This is a genomic window from Exiguobacterium sp. UBA6309, assembly GCF_002439205.1.
Lineage (GTDB): Bacteria > Bacillota > Bacilli > Exiguobacteriales > Exiguobacteriaceae > Exiguobacterium_A.
The window spans coordinates 40633-52594 of the sequence record NZ_DJTL01000027.1 but is presented as its reverse complement, the minus strand read 5'-3'; the positions used below and the strand labels follow the sequence as shown (position 1 = coordinate 52594).

General features: G+C 46.5%; 14 protein-coding genes. 7 read left to right on the top strand and 7 right to left on the bottom strand.

The window, feature by feature from the left end; translation table 11 throughout:
• Nucleotides 1–52: 52 nt before the first annotated feature.
• Nucleotides 53–688, top strand: a complete 636-nt coding sequence (locus tag B3M90_RS09145) for a homing endonuclease associated repeat-containing protein (protein ID WP_290783625.1) — start codon at nt 53–55, stop codon at nt 686–688.
• Between the two features lie 48 nt (nt 689–736).
• Here the strand turns inward: B3M90_RS09145 and B3M90_RS09140 are convergent, their stop codons facing one another.
• The 3 genes from B3M90_RS09140 to B3M90_RS09130 are packed head-to-tail and all read right to left on the bottom strand — an operon-like array spanning nt 737 to nt 1996.
• Nucleotides 737–1147, bottom strand: a complete 411-nt coding sequence (locus B3M90_RS09140; RefSeq protein WP_290783622.1) for a DUF4362 domain-containing protein — start codon at nt 1145–1147, stop codon at nt 737–739.
• Nucleotides 1148–1167: 20 nt separating this feature from the next.
• Complete coding sequence (locus B3M90_RS09135) at nt 1168–1671, bottom strand: SRPBCC family protein (RefSeq protein WP_290783619.1); 504 nt, start codon at nt 1669–1671, stop codon at nt 1168–1170.
• Nucleotides 1643–1996, bottom strand: a complete 354-nt coding sequence (locus tag B3M90_RS09130; RefSeq protein WP_290783616.1) for an ArsR/SmtB family transcription factor — start codon at nt 1994–1996, stop codon at nt 1643–1645. The genes B3M90_RS09135 and B3M90_RS09130 overlap by 29 nt, the downstream gene beginning before the upstream one ends.
• A 148-nt stretch (nt 1997–2144) precedes the next feature.
• On the opposite strand from B3M90_RS09130, the gene B3M90_RS09125 reads away from it, so the two are divergent.
• Nucleotides 2145–2999, top strand: coding sequence for a LysR family transcriptional regulator (locus B3M90_RS09125; protein ID WP_290783613.1), 855 nt, complete (start codon nt 2145–2147; stop codon nt 2997–2999).
• On the opposite strand, the gene B3M90_RS09120 is transcribed toward B3M90_RS09125, so the two are convergent.
• A complete protein-coding gene (locus B3M90_RS09120; protein WP_290783610.1) occupies nt 2987–3616 on the bottom strand; it encodes a hypothetical protein in 630 nt (209 codons plus the stop codon). The genes B3M90_RS09125 and B3M90_RS09120 overlap by 13 nt on opposite strands.
• A 118-nt stretch (nt 3617–3734) precedes the next feature.
• Between B3M90_RS09120 and B3M90_RS09115 the strand changes: the two genes are divergently transcribed.
• Nucleotides 3735–4502, top strand: coding sequence for an SDR family NAD(P)-dependent oxidoreductase (locus tag B3M90_RS09115; protein WP_290783607.1), 768 nt, complete (start codon nt 3735–3737; stop codon nt 4500–4502).
• A gap of 63 nt (nt 4503–4565) precedes the next feature.
• The gene (locus B3M90_RS09110; RefSeq protein ID WP_290783604.1) at nt 4566–5363 is read left to right on the top strand and encodes an SDR family NAD(P)-dependent oxidoreductase; all 798 of its coding nucleotides are present in this window, start codon (nt 4566–4568) and stop codon (nt 5361–5363) included.
• Nucleotides 5364–5399: 36 nt separating this feature from the next.
• Here the strand turns inward: B3M90_RS09110 and B3M90_RS09105 are convergent, their stop codons facing one another.
• Nucleotides 5400–6647 (bottom strand): polysaccharide deacetylase family protein, encoded by a 1248-nt coding sequence (locus B3M90_RS09105; RefSeq protein ID WP_214854140.1) that lies wholly within the window; start codon nt 6645–6647, stop codon nt 5400–5402.
• A 194-nt stretch (nt 6648–6841) separates the two neighbouring features.
• Between B3M90_RS09105 and B3M90_RS09100 the strand changes: the two genes are divergently transcribed.
• Nucleotides 6842–8257 (top strand): NAD-dependent succinate-semialdehyde dehydrogenase, encoded by a 1416-nt coding sequence (locus B3M90_RS09100; protein ID WP_290783600.1) that lies wholly within the window; start codon nt 6842–6844, stop codon nt 8255–8257.
• Nucleotides 8258–8413: 156 nt separating this feature from the next.
• The gene (locus B3M90_RS09095; protein WP_214728194.1) at nt 8414–8878 is read left to right on the top strand and encodes an NUDIX hydrolase; all 465 of its coding nucleotides are present in this window, start codon (nt 8414–8416) and stop codon (nt 8876–8878) included.
• A 2-nt stretch (nt 8879–8880) separates the two neighbouring features.
• Here the strand turns inward: B3M90_RS09095 and B3M90_RS09090 are convergent, their stop codons facing one another.
• Nucleotides 8881–9300 carry a carboxymuconolactone decarboxylase family protein gene (locus tag B3M90_RS09090; protein WP_035407609.1) on the bottom strand — a complete coding sequence of 140 codons (420 nt, stop codon included), beginning with the start codon at nt 9298–9300 and terminating at the stop codon, nt 8881–8883.
• A 119-nt stretch (nt 9301–9419) separates the two neighbouring features.
• Here B3M90_RS09090 and B3M90_RS09085 point away from each other — a divergent pair, with 119 nt between their 5' ends.
• Complete coding sequence (locus B3M90_RS09085; RefSeq protein WP_290783596.1) at nt 9420–9851, top strand: Lrp/AsnC family transcriptional regulator; 432 nt, start codon at nt 9420–9422, stop codon at nt 9849–9851.
• 52 nt (nt 9852–9903) lie between these two features.
• On the opposite strand, the gene B3M90_RS09080 is transcribed toward B3M90_RS09085, so the two are convergent.
• Nucleotides 9904–11919, bottom strand: a complete 2016-nt coding sequence (locus B3M90_RS09080) for a Na+/H+ antiporter (RefSeq protein WP_290758821.1) — start codon at nt 11917–11919, stop codon at nt 9904–9906.
• Between the last annotated feature and the right edge of the window lie 43 nt (nt 11920–11962).

The following is an 11962-nucleotide window of genomic DNA, read 5'->3' as shown; positions in this document are numbered from 1 at the left end:
ATGCTACACTAGCCTTTAATTGAAACAACCATTCAAAAGGGAGATATTTTGCATGCGTCAACATCCGACTTCCACTTCTACCTTAGCAACGGATGAGAAGATCATCCGCTTGATTCAAGGTCTTCATCAAATGCACCATTCACCTATGAAAGCTACCCATTATCAAAAGTTAGCGGCTCAACTTCCTTACCCATCACTTGAAGAAATCAATGCACGATTCGGCTCGTGGGCACACCTTTTAGAGAAAGCTGGCATCGTCAAGGCTTCTCACTTATCGACGAAAGACCGGATGACGTTGAATCGCCCGCCTGCGGTCAAACGAACGAAACGGTGGTCGATCGAAGAAAGCGTCGCCTTTTATGTCGCACAAAAAGGAACGAACATGACGATTCGCGCCTACACGGAATTACGGGATTTACATTCAGAGATGTTAAGTGCGAATACGATCATTCGTCGGTTCGGTACGTGGAAAAATGCTTTAGCACACTTCGACCTCACCTCGAACGGTTTCTTCACTGATCAAGACTGCCTAGAAGCACTTAAACAAGCGGCAGAAACTCATGGACCGCTACTGACGAGTCAACAGTATGCTAAGTGGGCACGTGCACACCAAGCACCTTCACTGACATTACTGATTGAACGTTTTTCAAGTTGGCGTGAAGCTTTGCGTCGTCTCGACATCGAATAAAAAGGATCGTGCCCGCTGATTGATTCGACGGGACACGATCCTTTTTGATTATTGTTTTGGCAATCGTAAGAGCTCATGATCCGCTCCTTCAGCGCATTGACGTAACGTATAGACCGACTGTTCCTTCTCGCTTGTCTTGACGAGTCGCTTACAGACTTCGTTTTTACGATCATCGTCTGTTGTACCGAACTGATCACGCGATGAATCGGACGTGTATTGATACGACTTACCATCATACTTGACATCATACAACACCGTGTCTCCTTCAGTCGTAAACGACGTGATTTGAATCTGATCCGATTTGCCTTGCGTTGACTTCTTTAAAAAGGACTCGAATCGGTCGCTGTTCGTAATACCATTCTGGACGATGATGTCACCATTCTCCTTTGCCTCTTCCATCGTGTACTTTCCGCAACCAGCTAAACAAAGCATACATACCACAAGACAGAGCTTCCACATCCCTTACCGACTCCTTCTCACTATTTCGCTAATAGACGATCAAGGCGATACAGTTGCGACGTAAAGCCCTCCTTCATCCCCATACCAAGTACTTCTTGCACAGCTGCTTCCGTTTCGTAGGTCGATTCAAAGACAATCAAGGTCGTTTCTCCATGGTCAATGAATGTCGTGACATTTTCACTACCTGGTAAATTTTCAGAGATAGCTCCTGACGCGTCGGAGAAGTAATCGGCATGACTATAGGTGTTTGGGGCATCGATATGTCTAAAAATTGCTTTCCCCCACGACTCCATACCATAAAAATCACCTTGTGTCGGATCGACACACCGCATGCAATAATGCCAAACGCCGTCCGGTTGAAATTCGAACGTCTTGATTGTCGTCTCCCAGCCTTCTGGTCCCCACCAGGCTTCGAGTTGCTCTTTTTCCGTGAAGGCGGCAAAGACGCTATCTCGCGGCGCCTCACAAACCCATTCCATTCGTAGCACCTTACCATCAATCGATGTCTTCAGTTCCTCTTTCATTCGTCTCGTCTCCCCTCGCGGATGATTGCATCCGCTGCAAATGTTCATCTAGACGATACATGCGTGCTTCCATCTGAGCCATTGTGTTACTCCACGTGACAAGTTCTCGAAAAGCTTCTGGACGAAGGCTATACAAGCGACGATTCGCCTGTCGCTCGACAGTGATTAGTTCTGCGTCAAGCAACAGCTTTAAGTGCTTCGAGGTTTGCGGTTGGCGTAAGTGTAGTTGATCGGCTAACTCATTGACGGAGCGAGGACCATTTCGTAATGCTTCGATGAGTTGTAATCGTATTGGGTCGCCGAGTGCTGAAAATCGTGCGGACATCCGCTCGTTCATATCCGTTCACCTCTTTATTTTATATATTCCCAATTCAGAATATTCCAAACCAAGAATATAAAAAGTGCAAAATGATTGTCAGACGCGTTCAAATAACGTACGTTCTAGACAACCTGTATGAAAAGAGCGTGAACCAATGAAGACCGAATGGATGGAAGCATTTCTCGTCACTGCAGAAACCGGAAGCCTGACGAAAGCAAGTGAAGTACTGCATATGACGCAACCGGCATTAAGTAAACAAATCAAGAGTCTTGAGAGTGCGCTCGAAGTCTCGCTGTTGCATCGATCAGCACATGGTGTCACGTTGACGTCTGCAGGCGAAATCGTCTTTGAAGAGAGTCGTGAACTGCTTGACCGGATCGATCAGATGAAACGACGAATCGGTACGATCGACGAACGGACGACCCTGACGCTCGGATCATGGCCAAGCGTCGCGATGACGTATCTCCCCCGTCACGTCTCGCGTCAAGCGACGGCCCCGGATCTCAAGTTGAAGACGGCGCATACGACGATCGATTTGATGCAAGGTCTTGAAGAACGCCGATATGATGCTGTCTTACTCGACGATCGTCACCATGTCCATCCGTATCATACGACGCATTTGTATACGGAGAATTTTTTGCTTTACGTGCATCAAGACGATGAACGATTTATAGGCTGTACGTCTGTGGCGTTTGAGCAAATTCGTGACGCCTCTTTCTTATCGCTTCCGATCGATTGCGATTCGACGAACATCCTAAAGGACGCGTTCATCGAGCGAGGTGCCGTCTATCAAGCAGAAAACGAGATGGAATTCGGATCGAGCGTCCTCGGTTTCATCCGTGCAGGACTTGGTATCGCTCTATTGCCGGAGATTTTTCAAGACGGACTGTCACCTGAAATCAAGACGTTACCGGTCGACGGGCTTGATGTCGTCCGCAAATTGTCACTCGTCTCACGAGACGCCTCCCATCATGCGATCCTGCTTGATTTACTCGGTCAGTCGCGCTGAAGGTGCACTTGTAGTTCATGTCTTAGATCATCGACCTGATCTTGTGAAATCTCTGAATCCGGTGTCTCACCGTACCGGACGAGATGATAGATCGATGGATCGAGCGTGACATCAATCCGCTGTAACCATTCGCCGACCGTCTCTTCAGAGCGGCGGCGTTTTTGTCGTGTCAGTTTTCGATCGAACGTTTGTAACAGACGGCGAATCTCTGACTCTGATTTTTCACTAACAAGTGTTTGTCGTATCGAACGATTTGGGGAAAACACTGGCGGCGGCTCCATTAAATCGTCGATTACATTCTCTCGTCTGCGTCGTTTTTGCAAACGCTTCAAGAAGTAACGTACACTGAAGAGGACGATCAGTAGTATGACAAGACCGACGACACCGTAAAAGGTAACAACTCCTAATGCATCCTTATCCGCAAATCCCCCGCTTTGAATGTCGATTTTTTGTTTGGTCGGTTTCCCTTCTTCTTTTCCGCTTCCATCAAACATAAATCTGGCTTGATAGGTTGCCGGATCATAAAAGAAATAACGATAGACTTCCGTACCGACCAGTTGAATCGCAGCAAGGCTTACGAGTGCTATACATAATGTCACAACTAACCCACGCTTCATCCTATCCCTCCTTTTCAATATTTTACCATCTATACTGTACCACGAAGTGATTTTTCTTTCTTTTCAGTCAATTTTTCATTAGAGTAAGTAGTGACTCTCATTTAAAGGACGTGACATCATGTATCTTCCAAGTTTTTCGTTGACCGATCAGACATTTCTTATCACAGGAGCTGGTCGAGGCATTGGACGCGCGCTCGCCATCGGGATGGCAGAAGCAGGTGCGAACATCATTCTCGTCGCCCGGACAGAAAGGGACTTGAAGGAGACGGCACAAGAAATCGAACGACTCGGTCGAACGGCTTACATCTTCCCGTGCGACATCACTGATCGGAAACAAGTCGTCGAGACGGTAGCTCGTGCCTACGAACAAGTACCGCAGATTGATGGGCTCGTCAACAATGCCGGAATGAACATTCGCTCGAAGGCACTCGATGTAACAGAAGACGAGTGGGAAACGATCCAACAGACGAATCTGAAATCCGCCTTCTTTTTCGCTCAAGAAATTGGGAAACGGATGCAGGAAACAGGTGGAAGCATTCTGAACATCGCCTCGGTTGCTGGTCACGTCGCCTTACGGACCGGCGTCGTGTATGCGACGACGAAAGCGGCAATGATTCAGATGACGAAAGTACTGGCGCTTGAATGGGGACCACAAAACATTCGTGTCAATGCGATCGGACCGTGGTATTTTAAAACACCGCTGACGGAACCCTTACTAAAAGATCCTACATACCTGCAGGACATCGTTGACGTGACACCGCTCGGTCGGGTCGGTGAATTAGAAGAACTGGTTGGACCAACTGTCTTCTTATCGTCTGCTGCAGCCCGTTACGTGACCGGGCAAACGCTTTATGTCGATGGTGGAATGACGATTAAAGGCTTTTAAAGACAGAAGAAGACGGATGCGCATCTGCCCATCCGTCTTCTCGTATCTGAAAGGAGTTTCATCATGTCAAAACGGATTGCACTCGTCGCTGGCGCCTCCCGTGGTGCCGGACGTGGCATCGCTTATGCCTTGGGTGACGCTGAAACGATTGTCTACGTCACCGGGCGGAGTACGAACGAACAGACAACGGACAACCGTAGAGAGACGATCGAAGAGACAGTTGCTGGTGTCACAGCACGCGGAGGACTTGGCATCCCCGTCGTTTGTGACCATACGAATCAAACGGACATCAATCGTCTGATTCAGCAGATTCAACACCAACATGGTCGAATCGATCTCCTCGTCAACTGCGTGTTCGGTGGTTCGGAAAGCCACTTGCCGTCTGGAACCGGACGACGGTTTTGGGAGCGACCACCAGAACATTGGGACGCGATGATGTCTGCCGGACCAAAAGCGTATTTGTGGACGATTCGGGCTGCGATGCCATTGCTACAACAAAGTCCAGCCGCGCTCGTCATCAATCTGACGTCATTCGCTCCAGATCAAGTGGCAGGAAACCTCTATTATGATTTGGCGATGCAAACGATTAATCGAATGACACACGTCATGGCGCAGGAGTTAGCTCAGACGACCATTTCTGTCATCGCGCTCTGCCCCGGTTTCATGCGAACGAAACGGGTCGTCGATGCTGGATTCGCGAGTGCCGCGACAGAATCGACGACCTATATCGGACGAGCCGTTGCAGCGCTGATGGCGGATGACGCCGTTAGCCGTTATTCTGGACAAGCCATCTTCGTTGCCGATCTCGCGAAGACGTATCAATTTACAGATCAGGACGGGACGCATCCACTACCGTTTTAATTGCTTTACTCGATGGATTAACTAGTTTTCAATCACTCACTTCCGTTCCGGTCGCGCTGGATCAAAGACCTTTTTCGCATCAAAGAATGGATCGAGGACACTCGTCTTTCCAGCAACGGCTTGACGTAAACGAATCCCATCAACGTTGATTCGAGCTTGGCGGAAGTAGTCGGGTCCAACTTGTTTCCACGCATGTTGACTCGCATCCACATTGAAGAAATAACGGAACCCACTATCGATAAGCAAACGATATTTCTCACCCGAATAATCGTGCCAATCCCCGACATCACTGCCGTACGGATAAATCAATTGCGTCGTTTTTCCGATCAGCGGTGCAACGTCCTGTTTGTAGCGTTTAAGATCAGCGCGAATCGTCGTGACTGATTCTTTCCCGACCCAAATATGTCCGTACGTATGACTCGCGAACTGCCAGCCGTCTTGTTTTAACGCGACAGCGGTCTGTTTCGCTTGTTTTCGAGCCGTTTCAACCTGTTTAATATGTCCGTATTGATTGTAAGAAGAACGATACCCGAGTACCCCGTTGTAACCTGTGATACCGAGCAACCCTTTTGCTCCTTTATAGGAAAAGTCAGGATGAGACTGGACGAACGCATCGACGAGCGGTACAAGATCATAAGCACCATCCGGCTTTCCGACCATCTCGTTGACGATTTTACCATCCTTCACTTTCAAATTCTTCGCAAATCCATCCCCTTCCATGTATTCATAATAATTGACGTCGTCCTGAGAAAGAACGAGCGGTTGTTTTCCTTTTGGTAAACGGACGGGTGTCTCGACGATCTTGCCGTTCATCTCTTTTGCTAAATCCGTCGGTCGAATGAGTACGTAATCGTTTTTGTATAACGCATCTAAGATTCGTTCGAACTCCTGTTGCGTCACCATGTAATCATCGTATCCTGCTTCCTTCCGGTCGCCGTCAAATGCTCGTTTTGGATCGGCAATCAATGAATGGAAAAAGAGATGCGGCACAGGTTTCGTCACAGGCAGGAGCGCCTGCTTTTTCTGTTCGTATTCTTTCGTTCTTTGTATCGTCTCTTTTGTGCGTACAGGTTTTAATACCTTGATTGCTCGCTCATAATCGTACTGGGCAGCGTAACGCCCGGCACGCTGTATCGTCTTTTCTATGTATGCTTGCTGAGTAGCTTGCCTTTTTTGTTCAGTTTCTCGTGGTTTTTCAGACTTTTTCTCGGCGACTTCGCTTCCCCCACATCCACTTAGTAGAAGGCTCATCGTCATACCGCCAATGATCCAGTTCCGTTTCATTTCTTTCGACCCCTTTATCAATTTTGACATTTTGATTCCCCATATATTGTATCTGTTCCCGATTATTCAGTCGATTAACTATTATGTTGAGTCATTCCGTTTCGTTATGACAGTCCATCCAAAGCGGAACTTCCGTTCACTCGTCTTGAGGTGTTTAATAAAGAACGTAACGAAATTCACGGAGGTGCAACAAGATGATTGAAAAGAACTTAATTAATGGTGAATGGTATGACACAACAGAAACGATTCCGGTATACGACCCAGCAACGAAAACGTTGCTCGGACATGTTCCGGCAAGTTCAGCGGAAGACGCACAACGTTCCGTTGATGCAGCGAGCGAAGCATTCGTGAAGTGGTCAAACGAAACCGCAGACATACGTGCGAATTTAGTCGACGCATGGTATCGCTTGATCAATGAACACCGCGAGGAACTCGCCCGAATCATGACGACGGAACAAGGGAAACCGTATGTCGAAGCGCTCGGTGAAGTCGATTACGGCAATCAATATGTCCGTTGGTACGCTGAAGAAGCACGTCGGATTTACGGTGAAACGATTCCGGCTTCCGTTCCAGGAAAGCGACTGTTCGTCGAAAAAGAACCGGTTGGTGTCGTTGCAGCAATCACACCGTGGAACTTCCCGGCAGCGATGATCACACGTAAACTCGCACCGGCTCTTGCAGCGGGTTGTACGATCGTCCTTAAACCATCGGAAGAGACACCGTTTACGGCACTTCGCCTCGTTGAACTAGCAGAAGAAGCAGGTATCCCCAAAGGTGTCATCAACGTGCTAACAGGTGATGCAGCAACCATTAGTGGCGTCTGGCAAGCAGATTCCCGTGTTCGCAAAATCACGTTCACAGGTTCAACAGCCGTCGGGAAATTGATCATGCGCCAAGCAGCCGATACGATGAAAAAATTGTCACTTGAACTCGGTGGTCACGCACCTTTCATCGTCACTGAAAACGCAGATCTCGACAAAGCCGTCGAAGGTGCGATGCGCTCGAAATTCCGCAACGGTGGTCAAGCGTGTGTCGCAACGAATCGTTTCTACGTGCAAGCATCGGTTCTTGACGCATTCACAGAAAAGTTCACAGCTGCCGTCAAACAATTACAAGTCGGGAACGGCATGGACGCTGATTCGACAGTCGGTCCATTGATTAATGCGAAAGCCGTCGCGAAAGTCAAAGCACACATCGATGACGCTGTCGCAAAAGGGGCAACAATTTTGACAGGTGGTACGATTGACGAAACAGTCGGCTATTTCGTTACACCAACGGTACTTGCCAATGTCACGGAAGACATGCTCTGCATGCAGGAAGAAACGTTTGGTCCGCTCGCACCGATCTCTATTTTTGAGACACTCTATGAAGTCATCGAACGGGCGAACAACACACCATACGGACTTGCAGCTTACGCGTTCTCAGAACGCATCGATGAAGCGTTGCTACTCGGAAAACGACTCGAATACGGAATCGTTGGTCTGAACGATGGCGCACCATCTGCTGCACAAGCTCCATTTGGTGGCTATAAAGAGAGTGGTCTTGGCCGCGAAGGTGGCGTCTACGGCATCGAAGATTATCTCGAGGTCAAATACTTGTCACTCGGTTAATCGATTAAAAATTTCGCTTGAAACAAACGATCTTTGCTCATAGGTCACCCCTCATTTCTATATCGAAATGAGGGTTTTTGTACGGCTGATGCTTGCATACGACATTTAAGGTATGATTGACATCGAACAATTTTAGGGGAAAGGAGCTACGGAAAAATGGATGTCATCACTTTCGGGCAGAAAGAACAGAATCAACACTACATCACGAGATCTGCTGTTTATGCGGTCATGTGCGATCCTCAAACAGATAAAATCGCCGTCATTCAAAAAAAGGACGGCAAGTTGTTTCTTCCGGGTGGCGGTATTGAGGCCAATGAGACGCCAGAAGAATGTTTAAAAAGAGAGGTACTTGAAGAAACGGGAATGGACGTCAATATCGGTGATTTCATCGGACGAGCCAATCAATATTTCTATTCACAAAATGAAACGACATATTATTTGAACGAAGGGCAGTTCTATCGTTGTGATGCTGGAGAGGAAGTACAAAGTCCAATCGAGGATGATCATGTCTTACAATGGATCGATCCGGCTGATGCAATCGATCATCTATTTCATGAACATCAAAGATGGACTGTTCAGAATGCACTAAAGAAAAAATATAAAAGTGTGCAAAAAAAGTAAAATCAGGGACTATCAATTGGCTGTAAATTCATGATTGCTCCGTAGTATTGAGATGCTGTACAAAACGTAATGAACGCACATAATTCACTGATTTCTGGAATAGTAAATGTTTCATTCATGAGTAAAAATATTGAATCAGGGATATTTCCTTTCACCTTTAAAAAAAGATCTGCAAATCCAGTTGCTAAAATCATTTTTTCATCCATCATTTTTTTCTTCGGCTTTCCTTTTGCCTTGCAATATGCACATCCATTTGATTGCGCTAATGTTCTTCTAACTTGTTCTTTCACATCCGAACTTAAGGCTCCCTCTTCAATCAAATCTTTTTCTAGCCTTGTCCAACTGGATAAGATTTTAGGATTATGACCTAATAATTTTTGAAATGGTGTTTCTCCTATTTGGGATAAAGGTATTTTTGTCATTTTATTCACTCCTTCTACAATAATTTTATATAATGATTAAAAATTATCACATTTCATTTAAAACAAATATTGAACTAATACTTTATATCCAACAACTTATTTTGAAGGAGGATTTACATTTGAAAATCGATATGATTGATCGACAAATATTAAATGAACTGGCTCAAGATAGTCGACTGTCGATGCGTTCATTAGCTAAACGAATTAATTTATCAGCTCCTTCCGTAACAGAGCGTGTCCGACAAATGGAATCTTTTGGACTCATTAAAGAATACAGTTTAAAAATCGATTACGAAAAGTTAGGTTCCCCTATTGAATGCTTAGTAGAAGCAACCATTAAAGAAGGGCGCTATGATAGATTCAAAAAGTACATACAGCAACTTTCGAACGTTGACTTTTGCTATCGAATTTCTGGTGATTCTTGCTTCATGCTAAAGTTACATTTCCAAACGTTCCAAGAGGCGGAATTTTTTATTGAACAAATCCATCCATATGCCCATACGGTTACTCGCTTTATTTTTTCAGAAGTAGATACTCGAGTCACTTTATAAAAAAAGACAAGAAGAGCATTCAAAGATTGCTCTTCTTGTCTTTTGATAAATATTATTCAACGTATTCGTAGAGAACGACACTCTCGATGTAGTGAATGAAGCGGCGTAACTCCTTCTCCTCTTCCTTCGAGAGATCGCCTTCTTTTGACATATTGGCGATTTCAAGACGCTGAACTTCGATTGCTTTTAAGCAAAGTTCTTCTTTTTGTTGATCGACGTCCTTGCCACCGATTGGTGACGACCAGCGCGTATGTTTGAAGCGGAGTCGCTTATAGAACTCAAGCACACTTTGAACGACGTCTGGCGGATAAGACGTGCGGCAATTCTCGAGACGTTCGATGACTGTGCCCATCACCTTTTCATATAGTTCATGCTCGACTTGCGTCATTTGAATCAACGCGTCAGATGACATGTTCGATCGTTTCCGTTTCCACCAGAGTTTACGAATCGGTTGGACGATCTGGAAGCGCGAATCTTTGCCGATCGCCTTACGACGGTTTTCGATTGAGCGGAAGACATCCTTCTTCAATAAATCCGGTACCTTATGCTCAGCAACGAAGCGTTTCGATTCTTCCTTCTCCCACTGAACTGCTTCAAGACGTAGGGCTTTTAATTGATCATTGAACTGGTTTAGTTCTTCCTGACTCTTCTCCTGCGCTCGCAATAACCGAAGCATAACATGATATTCATTAAGGAGATCAAACGCAACGACTGCATTGTCTTCGTCCGTCACTTGTTTGATTTCTGAGATTGCCCGGCGAATCATCCGTTGTTTTTGAGCGTTCAAGTCGAGTGCGATTGGTGTTGACGCTTCGCCCCGGTTCAAGACCGGTAAAAGAATCGTCGCGAGAACGAGCGTATAGATGATGACACCCGCTGCAAGGAAGATGATTAGCGAGCGTTCCGGGAAGGCTTCACCGGACTCCGTCAGGAATGGTAATGATAACACCCCGACCATCGTGATCGTTCCGCGAACTCCGACTAGTGTCGTAATCAAATCTTGCTTGAATGATGGTCGACGGTGTTCCCGGTCCTCTTTTTTGAAGAACCGATGATCGAACCAATTGAAGAACATCGTCCAAACGAGACGGATCGCAAGAATGAATGAACCGATTTCGATGACATATAACATGAGACGCCAGTTGTTGATCGCGTCATCCGCAAAAATCTCGCGTGTCGCTTCTGGCAATGTCAAACCGAGCAATAAGAAAATGATCCCGTTTAGCGTATACGCAATCATCGTCCAGATGTTATCCGTCAACGTCTGCTCTTGCGCAAAGAACGTTTCTGTTCGTTCTTTGATCAAGGCGTGCAAGATACCACCTGTGACGACGGCGATGACGCCTGACGCATGAAACCCTTCTTCAGCGATGAAGAAAATGATGAACGGCGTCAAGATTTGCAGCAAGGCATAAAAGACAACGTCTTCAATGCCGGCGCGACGCAAACGAACCTTGAGAAAGTTCATGGCGAGTGAGATCGTCAATCCGATCACCGCTCCGACGATGAACATGTAGAAGAACTCAGTCGTCGCACTTTGAAGCGAGAAGTACCCCGTGACGACAGCAGCAACCGCATAACTAAACGCAACGAGTCCCGATGCGTCATTAATCAACGATTCTCCGCGAACGAGCGTCAGAATCTGTTCTGGAATCTGGACACGTTTCGCGATCCCGTTGACGGCAATCGGATCCGTCGGCGATAAAATTGCAGCCAAAGCAAACGCAGCAGCGACTGGAATGACCGGAATCAACCAGTTGATGAAGTACCCTCCGACGATCGTCGTCAACAAGACGAGGATGATTGCGTTCCCGAAGATCGCTGTCCGCATCCGCCATAAATCTTCTCGTGGGAAGTGAGAACTATCGTTATAAAGTAATGGCGCAATGAATAAGAGGAGGAACCACTCGGATTCGACCTCGATCGTCAAACCACTCATTAGGAGAGCGGCGACGGTTCCGGCAATGATTTGAATCAATGCCGTTGGGATGAAACGGATGTAATGTCCGATGACTTGCGTCAATAAGATGAGGGCAAGCATCAATAAAATCAATGATAGTGTTTCCATGGAAGACCCCTTCCTCTATTGTTTCTTTCTACCTATATCCTAA

Bases quoted from the DNA above. Each gene is read 5' to 3' on its own strand.
- B3M90_RS09145 (WP_290783625.1), top strand. From the start codon at position 53: ATGCGTCAACATCCGACTTCCACTTCTACCTTAGCAACGGATGAGAAG.
- B3M90_RS09140 (WP_290783622.1), bottom strand. From the start codon at position 1,147: ATGTGGAAGCTCTGTCTTGTGGTATGTATGCTTTGTTTAGCTGGTTGC.
- B3M90_RS09135 (WP_290783619.1), bottom strand. From the start codon at position 1,671: ATGAAAGAGGAACTGAAGACATCGATTGATGGTAAGGTGCTACGAATG.
- B3M90_RS09130 (WP_290783616.1), bottom strand. From the start codon at position 1,996: ATGTCCGCACGATTTTCAGCACTCGGCGACCCAATACGATTACAACTC.
- B3M90_RS09125 (WP_290783613.1), top strand. From the start codon at position 2,145: ATGAAGACCGAATGGATGGAAGCATTTCTCGTCACTGCAGAAACCGGA.
- B3M90_RS09120 (WP_290783610.1), bottom strand. From the start codon at position 3,616: ATGAAGCGTGGGTTAGTTGTGACATTATGTATAGCACTCGTAAGCCTT.
- B3M90_RS09115 (WP_290783607.1), top strand. From the start codon at position 3,735: ATGTATCTTCCAAGTTTTTCGTTGACCGATCAGACATTTCTTATCACA.
- B3M90_RS09110 (WP_290783604.1), top strand. From the start codon at position 4,566: ATGTCAAAACGGATTGCACTCGTCGCTGGCGCCTCCCGTGGTGCCGGA.
- B3M90_RS09105 (WP_214854140.1), bottom strand. From the start codon at position 6,647: ATGAAACGGAACTGGATCATTGGCGGTATGACGATGAGCCTTCTACTA.
- B3M90_RS09100 (WP_290783600.1), top strand. From the start codon at position 6,842: ATGATTGAAAAGAACTTAATTAATGGTGAATGGTATGACACAACAGAA.
- B3M90_RS09095 (WP_214728194.1), top strand. From the start codon at position 8,414: ATGGATGTCATCACTTTCGGGCAGAAAGAACAGAATCAACACTACATC.
- B3M90_RS09090 (WP_035407609.1), bottom strand. From the start codon at position 9,300: ATGACAAAAATACCTTTATCCCAAATAGGAGAAACACCATTTCAAAAA.
- B3M90_RS09080 (WP_290758821.1), bottom strand. From the start codon at position 11,919: ATGGAAACACTATCATTGATTTTATTGATGCTTGCCCTCATCTTATTG.